We start from the raw sequence: 13,840 nt of genomic DNA, 5'->3' as shown, positions 1-13,840 counted from the left end.
GAAACTACGACTATTTAGCTAAATTTGCCTGCGCTTCCGGGCCTAAAGCGAAGAGGCTGGCGGCCGTCTGGCGCATCTTTCCGAAGAAACCCGCGGTGCGTGTGATATCTTTCACGCCGGTCTCCCCTGTCCCTGACGAGACGAGGATCACGCGTTCCCTGGACGGGATCTCAAACTTCATCTGTTGTTTCGCGAGCAGCGTCCGCTCGAGCCTCGCCGGGGATTCCAGCTGCCTTACATTATATAGCAATATCTTACTGCGGTCAAGGAGGTCGGAATACATCTTATCCTTGGCCTTTATATCGTAGCTAAGGCGCACCAGGGCCGTTTGCTGGAAGACATACACCAGCGCGACCATGGTCACTATAACTGTTGTCGACAAAAATTTGTATGTGCTCATCTAAAACCCTAAACCCTTCTCGCGGCCCGCAGCTTCGCGCTCCGCGACCTCGGATTCTCCCCGATCTCCCCGTCCCCGGGGGTCAGTGGCTTCTTGTAAAGAATATCCAAAACCTTATTCGCCTTGGCTTCTTTAAACTTGTTCTTTACGATCCTGTCCTCGAGCGAATGATACGAAATGACGCATATCACTCCTGAGGAAACCAGCAGCCCTATCGCGTCATCCAGCGCCTTCCCGAGGATGTTCAATTCGTCATTGACCGCTATCCTTAGCGCCTGGAAAGTCCTCGTCGCCGGGTGCACCCTCCCGTGTTTGCCCTGATACGGGACAGCGCGCATGATGACATCAACAAGCTTGGCCGTCGTATCGATCCGGCCCTCCTTCCGCCGTTCGACGATAGCTTTAACTATCCTGCGGCTGAACCGCTCCTCGCCGTACTCATATATGATCCGGCTCAGATCGGCTTCAGGGTAGCTGTTAACCATTTCTTCCGCCGTCAATTCAGCCCCCTTGTCCATCCGCATATCCAGCGGAGCGTCGTAACGGAAGCTGAATCCCCTTTCGGCCTTGTCGAACTGCATCGAAGAGACGCCGAGATCGAATAAGAAACCGTCGGCTCTTTCGATATTCGATTTTTCAAAGATCGCTTTCAACTCACCGAAACTACCCTGCACTAAAAGGATGTTCGTCTCCCCGAACCTCCTTAATCTCTCCTTGGCGATCTCAAGCGCTTCGCCGTCCCGGTCTATCCCGACCAGCCTGCCGCCGGGTAATATCTTTTCCAGTATCGCCTCGGCATGGCCGCCGAGCCCGAGCGTGCAATCGACTATCGTCTTGCCCGGCGCCGGCGCGAGCGCCTCAACAACTTCTTTTAAAAGAACGGGCTTATGTATTATCTCCCCGCTAATTGCTTAGCCTTTCTCTTCCAAGTCCAGCAAATTCTCAGCGGTCTTTTCGAACGACGGCGCGGCGCCCTCGTAGTACTTGCGCCACTCCTCCTTCGACCATATCTCTATCCTGTTCGAGACGCCGATTATCATGACGTCCCGTTTTATCCCGGCATATTCTTTGAGGTATTGCGGGAGAAGGATCCTCCCCTGTTTGTCGCAGGTGATGTCGGCCGCGCCCGAAAAAAACAGGCGGTTGAATGTTCTCGAGACCGCCTTTGTGAACGACATCGATTTGAATTTTTGTTCCTGGGTCTTCCACTCCTCCTCGGTGAATACGAAGAGGCACTTGTCGAGCCCGCGGGTGACGTAGAACTTCTCGGCGAACTGTTCCTTGAACACGTCGCGGAACTTGGAGGGTATGATGATCCTCCCCTTCCTGTCGATAGTATGTTCGTATTCGCCGTAGAACATCTGCCGTCCCCCCGTAACCGCTTATAAAGAAATTAAAGGTTGTGGATCCCGAAATCTTAAAAAGGACCGGCTGGACCTTTTTCTCTTTGCCTTTCCCTCTCACGAGGGCTCCCCGACAAAGGCGAATTTGGAATCCACAACCTTATCCTCCACTTTGAACCACTTTACTCCACCTAACGATACAAAGTATATACCCTCCCTCCACCCTTGTCAAGGGAAAATTTGCGGCAGACTAATGGCTAATGAAGGAATATTATTTTTGGATTAAATTGGTGGGATTTAGCGTCCGGAAAAGGGGGTGCCGCGTTCGGTGCGTTTGATGCCTTTGAGGGCGAGCTCGAGGATAGCTTCGGAATCGCAGAACCTCCTGGCGTCCTCTACGGAGATCTTCTTCTCGAGGCAGAACCTGGCGAGGCACTGGTCGAACGTCTGCATCCCGAAGAGGTTGCCCTCCTCGATATATTGCAGGAGTTCGTTCGTCTTTCCTTCCCTTATGAGAGAGGAGATCGTGGGGGTAAGAAGCATTATCTCGCAGGCGGGGATCCTGCCCTTTCCTTCCTTGATAGGGATGAGCCTCTGCGCGATGATGCCCTTAAGGAGCAGCGACAACTGCATCCTTATCTCTTCGTGCTGGTAAGGCGGATAAAAATTGACCACTCTTTCGACTGTCTGGGTCGCGTTTACCGAATGTATCGTCGATACGACCAGCTGCCCGGTCTCGGCCGCGTTCATCGCCGCGGTCATCGTCTCCTGGTCGCGGATATTGCCTATAAATATGACGTCCGGGCTCTGGTACATGACATGTTTAAGCGCGTCTAGATATGACGGCGTATCGATGCCAAGCTCCCTCTGCTCTACTAACGATCTCTTGTCGGCAAACGTGAACTCGATCGGGTCTTCGATGGTGACGACATGGCTTGGAAGGTTCTGGTTGATATATTCTATGATGCTCGCAATGGTGGTCGACTTGCCGCTCCCGGTGGCGCCGGTCACGAGGATCAACCCGCGCTTCTCGACCGAAAGTTTCGTCAGGACTTTTGAGGGAAGGTTCAATTCATCGAACGAAAGTATCTTGCCCTTGATAAAACGGAAGACCGCGCCAGGCTTCCCGTCCTGGTGGAATACGCTGCCCCTGAACCTGCCGATCCCATCAACGTTCAACGCGAAATCTATCTCGCGATCGTCCTCGAAGGCCTTCTTCTGGCCTTCATTCAATACATCGTCAATCATCTTGCGTATATCTTTTTCGGCGAGGGGGTCCTGGCCCTGGGGCTTAAGCAGGCCGTCTATCCTGAAATTAATCGGGCTCCCGACCTTGAGAAAGATATCGGAAGCCCCGGTATCGACCATCGACCTGAAGATTGTCTTTATATCCATATAACCCCTGGATAAAATATCCTAAACGGCCTTGTCTTTGTTCTTCTCGACGTATTCTTTTATCTTGTCGAGGAACGCCTTATCTATATCAACGAACTTTATGCCCAGCCGGTACTTGCCGTCTTTCGCTGGACGGCAATAACATACCTCGCCTTTTATCCTGGCGGGTTTCTCGGTCATGAATGCCGGGGCGTCCATGTCGATCGTCAACGCGGCGCCCTTGGGAATGAATATCGGGGAGACCGCCCCGATGCCGACGGCGCTTATATCTGCTATCACGGCTTTCTGTGGCTCGCGGAGGAACCTGATATTCCCCTTCCCTCCCGTATCCACATCGACCGTGAGAGTCGCGTTTATGCTTACGCGCGCGCCGGCGCGGCTTTCCATCCCCATCGGCATTTCCTTTTTAAAAAAAATCGGGCAAGCCTGTAAGCCGAGTTTTGTCTCCCTGCGTTCTAACGCAGGGACGGTGGCCATCCATCTAGCCCCGCAGTTACCTGCGGGATCATGCAGCCAACCCGCGCATCCACCCCTTGCGGGGACCGGGGCGAGCAACCCCGAAAGATGCGCCTATTTGGCCTTGCTCCGCGTAGAGATTGCCGCGTTTCACTTCTTCCCGGCGTTGAGGCCGTCAGGCCTCCCGCCTGGGATTGTTCGTCACTGTGGCTCTAATCCTGCCCTTACGGACGACGGGTATTACCCGCTACGCTGCTCTATGGAGCTCGGACTTTCCTCCCCCGTTTCCGGGAGCGGCCATCCGGCTTGCCCAAATCCGTTATTCTAAAAGAGCGATTCCTGCCCTACCGCCTTATTCGCCAGCTTATCCGCCCCCTTGTTCCCGGAGCGGTCAATATGGTTTATTTCAACTTTCTTGAATCCACCGAGAAGGTGGCCTACTTGCCTGTACAATATCTTGAGGTCACCGTCTTTTATCTTATATTCCTTCTTCAACTGCTTCGCGAGAAGCTCGGAGTCCGTATTAATTATAACCTCGTCGGCCCTCAAAATCAAGGCCTGCTGGAGGCCGTATATCAGCGCCATATATTCCGCGACGTTATTCGTCGTCTCGCCGATATATTCCGAGATATTCTTTACCGTCTCGCCTTTATCGTTGAGGATTACTGCTCCCACGCCGGACGGCCCGGGGTTTCCGTGGCAAGCCCCGTCCGTGAATATGGTCAGCCGTTTACGCATCTGCCTCGTTCTCGATATAAAGGATCCGCGCGCAGCTCTCGCAGGTCACTATCTTGTCCTTCATCTTTATCTCGTTTATGACCTGGGGCGGGAGGTTCATGAAACAGCCCTGGCACGACTTCCCCTTCACCGCGGAGAGCGCGACGCCGTCCCTGCCGGAGAGGACCTTCTCATAGTGGGCGAGGACCTTCTTGTCGACCAGCGCGGTTATATCCTTGCGCTGCGTCTCGAGAGTTGAGATCTCGCCGTCGAGCGAAACGATCTCCGCTTCTATCGTCTTCTTGTCCTCGTTCAGGTGTTTCTCGGCCTCGGCAAAGAGCGTTTTTTCTTTCCCGAGGTCCTTGTTCAGGTTCTCCGCCTCTTCCATAAATACCAGTATCTCGTCCTCGATGCGCGAGTTGTCGGCCTTCTGCCCTTCGATCTCATGCTGCATCGTCTGGTATTCTTTGTTGGTCTTTAGCTGGTAGAGCTGGGCCTGCAGCTTCTTAATGCCTTCTTCTTTCGTCGAGAGGTCGAGCTCACGCTGTTTGCGTTTCACCTGGTTGTCCTTTATCTTCTCCTCGATCGCCTTTACCGCGGCCTGCTCCTCGTTGCGGCGGACCTCAAGGTCCTGTATCAATTTCGGCTTGGCCTTCCTGTCCCTGCGCAGGTTGTAAAGCCTGCTGTCGAGGGCCTGCAATTTGATAAGATGCGCAAGCTGTTCTTCGACGTTTACCTTCTGCATACGGCCTTTCTGCGTTCGGTAAAATGGCTATGGTGGGCGATAAAGGATTCGAACCTTTGACCTCCACAATGTGAATGTGGCGCTCTAACCAACTGAGCCAATCGCCCGTCTTTAGCTCACTGGTGAAAATGGTGGGCCCAATAGGACTTGAACCTATGACCCGCTGATTATGAGTCAGCTGCTCTAACCAACTGAGCTATGGGCCCTTATAATACACCCTGGCCCAATCCCAGCGAAGCGCGGGATGGCCCCGGTAGATTCACGAAAAGTAAATAACTATGATACTATTTTGGGGGGGTTTTAGCAAGCTCAAAATGCGGCCTTAAAACGGCGTGACCCTTATCGCCCGGACCGGGCGCGTGGGGCATTTGTTCTGGCATGCCCCGCATCCTACGCAAAGGTTCCCGTCGACAAGCGGCCTTAATACTTCGACGCCGTTTATAGTGTCCCTCTTTAATTTTATGGCCTTTTCGGCCACCGGGCAATGCTCCTCGCAGACGACGCATTGTTTGTTCTCGGCCCAGGCGATGCATATCGAACGGTCGACCGCCGCGAGCCCTAACCGCGTCTCATGCTTTACCTCCAATGAGACCCCGCGTATCGCCCCGGTCGGGCAGGTCCTGCCGCAAAGCGTGCAATTGTATTCGCAATATCCTATCTCAGGGACGAGCTGCGGCGTCCAGACGCCCTCTATGCCCGATTGGAATGAGACCGGCTGGAGGCCGTTCGTCGGGCAGACCTTCATGCAGTTGCCGCACCTAACGCAGCGGTCTATGAATTCGCTCTCTTCCAGCGCGGCAGGCGGCCTTATCACTTTCCTCTCTCTCCCGGAACGCAGCATGTCGAACTTAAAACCCAAGGAAGATACGGCCAATGACGACAGGAGCAGGAAATCCCGCCTGGTTATCCCCTCTTTTTCCGCCGGCCCGGCTGCGGGACAGATCTTATTTCCGGCCGGCCATTCGAAGCGGGTGGTATTCGCAGGGCAATCGTAGATGCAATCCATACAAAGGACGCACTCGCCCTTCGAATAACTCGAATCGTCCCTTATGGCGCCCATCCGGCAGCCGCTCTTGCATTTTTTGCAGTTCTTGCATTCTTTGACCGTCCGCCCCAATAGGGCCGCTTTCGCGGTAAGCGCATATATGGCGCCCAGGGGGCAAAACGACCTGCACCACAGGCGCGGTATAAAAAGCGCCAGCCCGCATATTACGGCGAAATACATAAAAATGGGAAAAGAATGCGAGAAGAAATGCGGGTTTATACCCGGTGTGACGATGGGGATGAGGTTAAGCGAGACGAACCTCGCAAATATGACCAGCGGGTCGAATACCCATGCCAGTTGAAGACCCGCCGCCGCGGATACCGCTATCGCGGCAAGGATAAAGAATTTTGGTTTTCGGGCTTTCGCGTTGACCGCATCTTTCTCTTCCCTTTTCAAACAGCCTTTTCTGCGTAGCCAACCAACGAGGTCTATCGTCGAGCCCAGCGGGCACAGCCATCCGCAGAAGAACCTCCCGAATACCAGCGTAAGCGCGAGCATCGCGGCGGCAAATAAAAGGCCCGGAAGTAGAACCCTTCCGCTTACCGAAGTGAATATTATGATGAGGGGATCGATCTTAAATAACAGCCGGGGAGAGACCGGGCCGTTAAGCGGATATGTCGTCGACCACAGTACGTAGACGAAAAAAAGGAAAAAAACCGCCTGCGATGTCCTGCGCAGAATTACCCATCTTTTCGTTTTCATGCCAGGCACAAGTTTAACAATTGCTACTATTACGTGGTATTCTCTTCACCCAGACCAAGGCCCATTTCGAGGAAGGTCTTGAGTTTCTTGGAACGTATAGGATGGCGTAATTTGCGCAGCGCCTTCGCCTCTATCTGCCTTACCCTCTCGCGAGTGACGTTGAATATCGAACCCACTTCTTCGAGGGTGCGCGGGCAGCCGTCGCCTATCCCGAAACGGAGCTTCAGGACCTTCTTCTCCCTTTCGGTGAGCGTCGTCAGGACATCCTCGAGCTGTTCCTTCAGCATCGAATAAGCGGTCGCGTTAGCCGGCGATATAGCCCTCTTGTCTTCTATGAAATCCCCGAAGTGCGTGTCGCCCTCGTCGCCGACAGGCGTCTGCAGTGATATCGGCTCCTGCGCTATCTTTAAAATGCCGCGGACCTTCTCAGTAGCCATTCTCATCGAATGCGCGATCTCTTCAGGCAACGGCTCGCGGCCGGTCTCCTGCACCAGGTTGCGCGATACGCGGATGAGCTTGTTTATCGTCTCGGTCATATGGACCGGGATGCGGATGGTGCGCGCTTGGTCGGCGATCGCGCGCGTGATCGCCTGCCTTATCCACCATGTGGCGTATGTGGAAAATTTATATCCCCTCTCGTATTCGAACTTATCGACCGCGCGCATGAGCCCGATATTGCCCTCCTGGATGAGGTCGAGGAACGAGAGCCCCCTGTTCGTGTATTTCTTCGCGATCGAAACAACAAGCCTTAAATTGGCCTCGACGAGTTTCTTCTGCGCGCTCTCGAACTGCCTCTCGCGCCTCCTTATATACGCTATGCGGTCCTTTATCCTGAGCAGCGGCTCGCCGAAATCCCTTATTACCTGACGCTTCCTCTCCTTGAGCCCGGATATCTGGCCGCGCGAACCCTTGCCGCTCAACCTAATGACATCCCTGTCGATCTTCTCTATCTCATACAGCAGGTACTTCATCTTCGCGGCGAGGTCTTCCACGACCGAGGTCGAGAACCTGAATTCCATCAAAAGCGGGACGAGGTTGGTGGTCTTTTTCGCGCCGCGCAGCCTCTTCATCAGCCGCTGGATCTTCTTTACCACCTTCTCGATCTTGTCGGTAGGGTCTATATCCACGACCTCGTCTATATTGACCTGCCTGGCGAGGATATCGTTGACGAGCCGCAGGACCTCTTTCCTGCAGAAACAGCATTCGAAGACCGCCTCCCTGAACCGCATCTCGGCTTCCTTGATCTTCTTGGCAAGTTCCAATTCCTGCTCGCGCGTCAAAAGAGAGATCTGCCCCATCTGTTTGAGGTACATGCGGACAGGGTCTTCCATCTGGGCCATGCGAGGGATCTCTTCCGCCTCGGGTTCCGGCTTATGGACCTTCTCCTCCTCTTCCTCGAGGCCTTCCTCTTTGAGCTCCTTCTCCTCGTCGGCGTCGATTATCTCGATCTTCTCCTTGTCGAGAACGGCAAAGATCTCGTCGATGTCCTCGGACGAAGTGACCTCTTCCGGCAGCAGGTTATTGACCTCCTCGAAAGTGAGGTGCCCTTTCTCCTTGCCGAGCGCTATAAGCTTCTCGAGGCCTTTTATCCTTTTCCTTATATCGGCCTTCTTCGCTGTCTTCTTAGTCGTCTTCTTCACGGCCTTCATCTCCTTGCGAAATCCTTTTGGCATTTTACCAGGCCGCTGTATTCCGCGACCAGCTGGGTGACCCGTTTCTCGTCGCCCATCATCTGCGCTGCCTTTATCAAATTCTGCAGTTCCGAGAGCCTCGACTTCGAGTTATTGCACCTCATCCATCTTATGCAATCCGCGAGGTTCTTGGGCTTGTCTTTTATATCGTCCGTAAGGCTCGTAGCTTCAGCTATAAGCATGGTCAGGTCGGTCTCCGCTAGTTTATTTATCAACTGGGCCGGCTTGAAAGATTTGCCGTCCCCGTATGAACTGAAGATCTCTTCCGCTATTTTCCGCGTCCCCTCGTCAGTGAAATCTTCGGGCTTCAAAGTTTCCTTTACCTGGGCGATCGTACCGGGGTCGTCGAGCATTAGCCCTATTATTATCTTCTCAGCCATCGCCGCCTTAGACTTCCCGGACGATGAAGAGAACTCTTCCGAAGGCTCATATTCACGGTCAGGCCTGACCTTTTTCAACTCCGAAAGCAACGCCCCTTCGCTCACCTGCAGCCTCTCGCCGAGCCTTTTCACATATTCGGATTTCAGGACCGCATCGGCCACTTTCGCGATCGTCGGCAGCATCTCGGCGCACATCTTCGCCTTATCCGACGATCTCTTCGCGTCGTATCTAGCGGAGAGGACACCCAATTTATAATCAAAAAGGTCCGCGGCTCCGGCTATCAGTGAATCGAACTCCCCGGCGCCCTTGCTTCTCACGAACGAGTCCGGGTCGCAGCCCTTCGGCAGCGTCGCGACCCTGACCTGCATCCCCTCCTGCAGGAATATATCGAGGCCGCGCAGCGATGCCGCTTCCCCGGCCGAATCGCCGTCGTAGAGCATGACGACGTTCTTGGTGTATCTCTTTATCAGCCTCGCCTGGAGTTCGGTAAGGCTGGTGCCGAGCGAGGCGGCTATGTTCGTGATCCCGTTCTGGTACGGGACCAGGAAATCGAGATAACCCTCAACTATTATGCAGAAATCCTTCTCCTTTACCGCCTGTATCGAAAAATTAAACCCGTAGAGATGCCTGCTTTTTATATATACTTCCGTCTCCGGGGAATTTATGTATTTCGGGGTCGAATCGTCCAGCACCCTCGCCCCGAACGCCACGACCCTGTTCTTGATGTCGAAGATCGGGAACATTATCTTGTTACGGAACCTGTCGTAATGGCCGCCGCCTTCGCGCGGCATGACCAGACCGGCGCGCTCAAGAAGCTCAATGCTTACCCCTTTGCTCTTCGCGAAATTTATGAGGCCGCTCCAGTCGTCAGGCGCGAATCCCAGCTTGGCCTTCGCGATAACCTCATCGCTTACGCCGCGTTCCTTGAGGTAAGAGGCGGCGCGCCTGCCGGCATCGGTCCCTGAAAGCATCGACGAGTAAAAAGAGGCCGCCAATTCGTTCAGCTTATATATCTGGAGGGCGTATCCGCTCGTCTCAAACTGTGCCCGGGTAAAACGCGGCAATTCTACGCCCGCCTTTTCCGCGATCGTCCTGACCGCTTCCGGGAAGTCTATATTCTCCATCTTCATCACGAAACCGAAGACGTTGCCTCCGGCTCCGCATCCGAAGCAATGGAATATCTGTTTCGAGGGGCTGACCATAAAGGACGGGGTCTTCTCTTTATGGAAAGGGCAGTTCGCCTTATAGTTCCTTCCGGCGCGCCTTAACGGGATGTAACTCCCGACTATCTCGACTATATCGGCTTTGCTTTGTATCTCTTCTAAGACCTGTTCCGAGAACGCCATTACGCTAACGGCTTATCCTTTCGAATCCCGAACAGCCGATGAACTCGATCTTATCCTCTTTCGCGACCTTGTCGAAAAGGAGGTTCAAGCCGAGGTTATCGCTTGAGATATGCCCGGCTATCACGATATTCAGGTGGCCCTTCTGGACATTCTTGAAATGATCTTCTCCGAGGTGCATGCAGATTATCGTCCCGACGCCTGCGGCCTCGAGCTTCTCGAACATATCCTTCGGCCCCTCGGTCCCGCCGGTCATATCCACGAATATCCTGCCCGGCCTGTTCCTCGGCTCGCCGAAAAGTATCTTCGGACCGGCGTTGCGTTTCGCCGCGTTCCTGTATTCCGGTATCTCCCTCAATATCTCGACCACTTCGGCCAATGCTTCGGGTTTTTTGCTGTCAAAGATCTTCTGGAGATAGCTTGTGACATGGTTATCGGCCGGCGTATGGATGCACATCATAGGGATCCCGAGGAGTTTCGCGGCGTCGACCGCCCTCGTGTGGTTCCCGGCTAATACACGGCGCTCGACTTCCTTTATCCTGTCCCTCATGAGCCCTTCGGCGGTATTTATGGGAATGCCGAATTTGTACCAGATATCCGGCTGCATGTTCATCACTTCGTAAAAATTGGCCAACGCGCTCCCCTCGGGATGATGCGAGAGTATGAGGTCTATCTTCCTTCCCTTTTCCCTCAACCTGTCGGCAAGCAGGACCTCGCCCACTTCCATATCCACTCCGACGAGCGCTTTCTTTATCTCTGCCGAACCCGCGCCGTTCAATACGCGCGTGTCCGCGTAGGGATTGGTAAGTTTTTCCTTATCGAAAAATTCTTTGTCCTTCTCCTTAAGCGACTCGTATTCTTTCCTGACCCTGGCGAGCGCTTTCGCGATCGCTTCCTTGCCGCGCGGGTCGGCGGCCATACCTTCCTTTACCGCGAAATCATATAATTTAGATAACTTCAATTTACCCTCCTGTGGTCTTATCGAAAAATGAGTTGCTTACTTCACCTTCGGAAGAGCTTTTACGATTTCCGGGGAAGTCCTCGCTACGACCTGATATACGTTGGGCGCTATCTTCGCTACGTAGGGACCTGTCAGGGAACGCTCCTCGACCGACTTTACCAGGTAATCGGCCTGGATGATGCTGAAGAACATGAACAGCAGGCTCATCAGGACCGCGCCCCGGAATAAACCCGCCAGGAACCCGCCCCATTTATCTATCTTGTCGGCGAAAGCCAACTTAACTATCTTGGTCAAGCCAAGGCTTACTAATTTCAAACTTAACATAGACAGTAAAATTAGTATTAAAAAAGTTGCGCCGTCGACATATTCCTGCGGAAGGGCCATGGTGGAATTAATGCGGCTTCCGATCAAGGAATAGAACTTGATCGAAAAAAAGAGGCCCATCAAGACGCCTATTATCCTGAAGAGCTCTTCGGAAAGTCCGTTACGCGCTCCAATATAACTCGTTCTAAATAAAAGAATTACGATCAGGACATCGACCCAATTGATACGCTGGAAAACTTCTGGCAAGATAATTCTCCTGATATTTGTAACCAAGTATATCACATAGGGTTAGAATTGTCAAGGCGGGGAAAATCGCTTTAATTTCTTTAATTATGGCATATTCGAAAGGATATAAACAAGAACGTTTACTCCTATCTTGAAGGAATTTTCTATTCCCTCTTCTCCGGCACCTTCTCCGGAACCGATACCGGGGCCTTGATTAGAAAGCTTTCCGAAATTATGACTTTGGGTCGGGATGTATCTTGTTCCTGGCCATCTGGATCCTTCCGCTTCTGTCCAACCATCGCAAACGTCTCCGGTCGCCAGATAATAAACGACCATTCTATCGCCGTAATAAATCGCGTACCCTTCCGGCGGTAAATTTTTATATAAACCATCCGGCAGCCTATCGCCTTTAAAATCATAAAAAATATGATATATCGGGTGGCTCATCGGGACTTTTTGAAACTCAGAACCGGGGAGGATCTTTTTCATCTCTTTGTAAAGCGAGTCTTCGAAAGCTCCGCCTTTCGCATTATCGTTTACAATGAATAAAAAGCCGCCGCGCTTAAGATACTCACGGATGGTATCCGCATCATCCTGTGTAAAACTAAAACTTTGATGACCATTCATATATATCAACGGGTATTGAAAAATCTTTTCCTTATTCCCGAAATTGATGGGCTGCTGGTCGATGGAAACTTTGACTTTCGTCCTCCTGCCGAACTCGTTCATTAAGTTCGGGATCGTCGAAGGGTCGTTATCCCAATCGGAGTAGGTAGAGATAGGAAAGGTGAAAGTGCCTTTTATCGAACCGCCGCTTCCGGTTACCCGGGCCTTTGAGGAAAAATCTAACGACGCGCGGGAGGGTTTTGCGGATATCACCTCCTTGCGTTCCCCTATTTTCATCTCCCCGGGCACCAATTCAGGGGTTTTGGCAATAGCCGGAGCCGGGAGCTCGAGAGGCCTATCGACCGCGAGGGGTTTTTGTTCCGGCGTGGTTATTTCTTTCGTCGGCGAAGTAGCCGCCTCCTGCGGCAGTTTTACTTCCGGTTTGAACTTAGCCCGCTGAAAATTAACATCTTTTGAAGATAGTATTTTTCCCTCAAAGAACGCCTGTCTTACCTGGGGCTTCATTATCAGAATATTTCCTATGATCAGCAATATCACTATATGCACACATAACGCCAACACGTAACTTCTGGATTTTTTTATCTCTTTAAGCATTAACATTCCTCGCTTTGCTCTTTTTATTTGTTGCCGATCCTTAAAATTGTCTCTTCGGGAACAAGAAAAGATACTGACTTAATCTTCGCTGCGGCGCAAGCGTTTAAAACATCTACTACCCTTTCATGCGAAACATCCGGGTCGGCGAATATTATGACCGGCTGTGTTTCGAATATCTTGGTCAGATCGGTCAACATACCCACCAATTCGGGAAGGTCCTTTGATCCCGGGCCGCCGTATTGTTTGTCATTCACCATCACACTGCCATCCGACAGGACATTTACTACTACATCTTCCCCGATCTTTGCCTGTGTCTTGCTCGACACCGCCGGCAGATCTATGTTCAGCTGGGCCTCGGGTGCGTTAAAACTGGAGGCGGACATGAAGAATATCAACAGTAGGAATACACAATCGATCATAGGGGCCATCTGGAACCCCGGCTCTTCGTTGCCTCCCTTAAAAAATCTCATCTTTCCGCCTCATTTTTTTGGCTCTTCCTGAAATGTAGCGAACGATATATCCCAGATCCCGGCCGCGGCGCAGGCGCTTAAAACATCAAGGACCCTGCCGTGCGGGACAGTTTTATCCGCCCTTATTACGATCGTTTGTTTTATTCCGGTTCCGGACAATATTTTCGCGAGTTGTTCAGGCTCGTATATATTCTGGTTCATGACTATCGCCCCGTCGCTTTTTATGTTTACGGAAAGTTTCGGAGCCGCGTCTTCGACGGCCCGGGATTGGTCCGCGACCGGCAAATTTATCCCCTCCACCGATTCCAATTGGTGGAAAGTGGATACGGACATGAAGAATATCAGCAACAGGAATACGCAGTCGATCATCGGTGCCATCTGGAACCCCGGTTCTTCGATTTTCTGCCTAAGGAATCTCATT

At 52.5% G+C, this 13,840-nt stretch carries 15 protein-coding genes, 2 tRNA genes and 1 other RNA gene; all 18 read right to left on the bottom strand.

Features of this window, described 5'->3' with window-relative positions; translation table 11 throughout:
* Window positions 1-10 precede the first annotated feature (10 nt).
* The 18 genes from PHO67_06115 to PHO67_06030 all read right to left on the bottom strand — a co-directional run bounded on the left by PHO67_06115 (window position 11) and on the right by PHO67_06030 (window position 13,839).
* Entirely contained in the window at window positions 11-400 is a 390-nt protein-coding gene (locus PHO67_06115; protein MDD5546708.1) for a hypothetical protein, read from the bottom strand.
* Between the two features lie 8 nt (window positions 401-408).
* Window positions 409-1,293 (bottom strand): 16S rRNA (cytosine(1402)-N(4))-methyltransferase RsmH, encoded by an 885-nt coding sequence (rsmH, locus tag PHO67_06110; GenBank protein ID MDD5546707.1) that lies wholly within the window; start codon window positions 1,291-1,293, stop codon window positions 409-411.
* An 18-nt stretch (window positions 1,294-1,311) separates the two neighbouring features.
* Window positions 1,312-1,761 carry a division/cell wall cluster transcriptional repressor MraZ gene (gene mraZ, locus PHO67_06105; GenBank protein ID MDD5546706.1) on the bottom strand — a complete coding sequence of 150 codons (450 nt, stop codon included), beginning with the start codon at window positions 1,759-1,761 and terminating at the stop codon, window positions 1,312-1,314.
* A 279-nt stretch (window positions 1,762-2,040) separates the two neighbouring features.
* A complete protein-coding gene (locus tag PHO67_06100) occupies window positions 2,041-3,138 on the bottom strand; it encodes a PilT/PilU family type 4a pilus ATPase (GenBank protein MDD5546705.1) in 1,098 nt (365 codons plus the stop codon).
* Between the two features lie 21 nt (window positions 3,139-3,159).
* Window positions 3,160-3,531 (bottom strand): PilZ domain-containing protein, encoded by a 372-nt coding sequence (locus PHO67_06095; GenBank protein MDD5546704.1) that lies wholly within the window; start codon window positions 3,529-3,531, stop codon window positions 3,160-3,162.
* A gap of 20 nt (window positions 3,532-3,551) precedes the next feature.
* An RNA gene (gene rnpB, locus PHO67_06090) (RNase P RNA component class A) lies at window positions 3,552-3,907 on the bottom strand.
* Between the two features lie 11 nt (window positions 3,908-3,918).
* Window positions 3,919-4,332, bottom strand: coding sequence for a ribonuclease HI family protein (locus tag PHO67_06085; GenBank protein ID MDD5546703.1), 414 nt, complete (start codon window positions 4,330-4,332; stop codon window positions 3,919-3,921).
* On the bottom strand, window positions 4,325-5,056 hold the full coding sequence (locus PHO67_06080) for a C4-type zinc ribbon domain-containing protein (protein ID MDD5546702.1): 732 nt from the start codon (window positions 5,054-5,056) through the stop codon (window positions 4,325-4,327). The genes PHO67_06085 and PHO67_06080 overlap by 8 nt, the downstream gene beginning before the upstream one ends.
* A 30-nt stretch (window positions 5,057-5,086) precedes the next feature.
* Window positions 5,087-5,163: transfer RNA gene (locus tag PHO67_06075), tRNA-Val, on the bottom strand.
* 22 nt (window positions 5,164-5,185) lie between these two features.
* Window positions 5,186-5,262: transfer RNA gene (locus PHO67_06070), tRNA-Ile, on the bottom strand.
* 116 nt (window positions 5,263-5,378) lie between these two features.
* Entirely contained in the window at window positions 5,379-6,803 is a 1,425-nt protein-coding gene (locus PHO67_06065) for a 4Fe-4S binding protein (protein ID MDD5546701.1), read from the bottom strand.
* A 29-nt stretch (window positions 6,804-6,832) separates the two neighbouring features.
* Window positions 6,833-8,476: an RNA polymerase sigma factor RpoD gene (gene rpoD / locus PHO67_06060; GenBank protein MDD5546700.1), complete on the bottom strand. Its 1,644-nt coding sequence runs from the start codon at window positions 8,474-8,476 to the stop codon at window positions 6,833-6,835.
* Window positions 8,449-10,221 carry a DNA primase gene (dnaG, locus tag PHO67_06055; protein MDD5546699.1) on the bottom strand — a complete coding sequence of 591 codons (1,773 nt, stop codon included), beginning with the start codon at window positions 10,219-10,221 and terminating at the stop codon, window positions 8,449-8,451. The genes rpoD and dnaG overlap by 28 nt, the downstream gene beginning before the upstream one ends.
* Window positions 10,222-10,225: 4 nt before the next feature.
* A complete protein-coding gene (locus PHO67_06050; protein MDD5546698.1) occupies window positions 10,226-11,179 on the bottom strand; it encodes an NGG1p interacting factor NIF3 in 954 nt (317 codons plus the stop codon).
* A gap of 36 nt (window positions 11,180-11,215) precedes the next feature.
* Window positions 11,216-11,749 carry a CvpA family protein gene (locus tag PHO67_06045; GenBank protein MDD5546697.1) on the bottom strand — a complete coding sequence of 178 codons (534 nt, stop codon included), beginning with the start codon at window positions 11,747-11,749 and terminating at the stop codon, window positions 11,216-11,218.
* Between the two features lie 84 nt (window positions 11,750-11,833).
* Window positions 11,834-12,949 (bottom strand): DUF4159 domain-containing protein, encoded by a 1,116-nt coding sequence (locus PHO67_06040; protein ID MDD5546696.1) that lies wholly within the window; start codon window positions 12,947-12,949, stop codon window positions 11,834-11,836.
* A 23-nt stretch (window positions 12,950-12,972) separates the two neighbouring features.
* Entirely contained in the window at window positions 12,973-13,419 is a 447-nt protein-coding gene (locus PHO67_06035; protein MDD5546695.1) for a biopolymer transporter ExbD, read from the bottom strand.
* A gap of 9 nt (window positions 13,420-13,428) precedes the next feature.
* A complete protein-coding gene (locus PHO67_06030; GenBank protein MDD5546694.1) occupies window positions 13,429-13,839 on the bottom strand; it encodes a biopolymer transporter ExbD in 411 nt (136 codons plus the stop codon).
* Window position 13,840 lies beyond the last annotated feature (1 nt).

This window comes from Candidatus Omnitrophota bacterium, assembly GCA_028716565.1.
In the GTDB taxonomy this organism is placed as follows: Bacteria; Omnitrophota; Gorgyraeia; order Pluralincolimonadales; family Pluralincolimonadaceae; genus Pluralincolimonas.
The sequence above is the reverse complement of the archived record's forward strand: the minus strand, read 5'-3'. Positions and strand labels throughout refer to the sequence as shown.

Coding starts and splice junctions, on each gene's coding strand:
- PHO67_06030 (MDD5546694.1), bottom strand. CDS start 13,839: ATGAGATTCCTTAGGCAGAAAATCGAAGAACCGGGGTTCCAGATGGCA.
- PHO67_06040 (MDD5546696.1), bottom strand. CDS start 12,949: ATGCTTAAAGAGATAAAAAAATCCAGAAGTTACGTGTTGGCGTTATGT.
- PHO67_06065 (MDD5546701.1), bottom strand. CDS start 6,803: ATGAAAACGAAAAGATGGGTAATTCTGCGCAGGACATCGCAGGCGGTT.
- mraZ (MDD5546706.1), bottom strand. CDS start 1,761: ATGTTCTACGGCGAATACGAACATACTATCGACAGGAAGGGGAGGATC.
- rpoD (MDD5546700.1), bottom strand. CDS start 8,476: ATGCCAAAAGGATTTCGCAAGGAGATGAAGGCCGTGAAGAAGACGACT.
- PHO67_06100 (MDD5546705.1), bottom strand. CDS start 3,138: ATGGATATAAAGACAATCTTCAGGTCGATGGTCGATACCGGGGCTTCC.
- dnaG (MDD5546699.1), bottom strand. CDS start 10,221: ATGGCGTTCTCGGAACAGGTCTTAGAAGAGATACAAAGCAAAGCCGAT.
- PHO67_06035 (MDD5546695.1), bottom strand. CDS start 13,419: ATGAGATTTTTTAAGGGAGGCAACGAAGAGCCGGGGTTCCAGATGGCC.
- PHO67_06095 (MDD5546704.1), bottom strand. CDS start 3,531: ATGGGGATGGAAAGCCGCGCCGGCGCGCGCGTAAGCATAAACGCGACT.
- PHO67_06080 (MDD5546702.1), bottom strand. CDS start 5,056: ATGCAGAAGGTAAACGTCGAAGAACAGCTTGCGCATCTTATCAAATTG.
- PHO67_06085 (MDD5546703.1), bottom strand. CDS start 4,332: ATGCGTAAACGGCTGACCATATTCACGGACGGGGCTTGCCACGGAAAC.
- PHO67_06115 (MDD5546708.1), bottom strand. CDS start 400: ATGAGCACATACAAATTTTTGTCGACAACAGTTATAGTGACCATGGTC.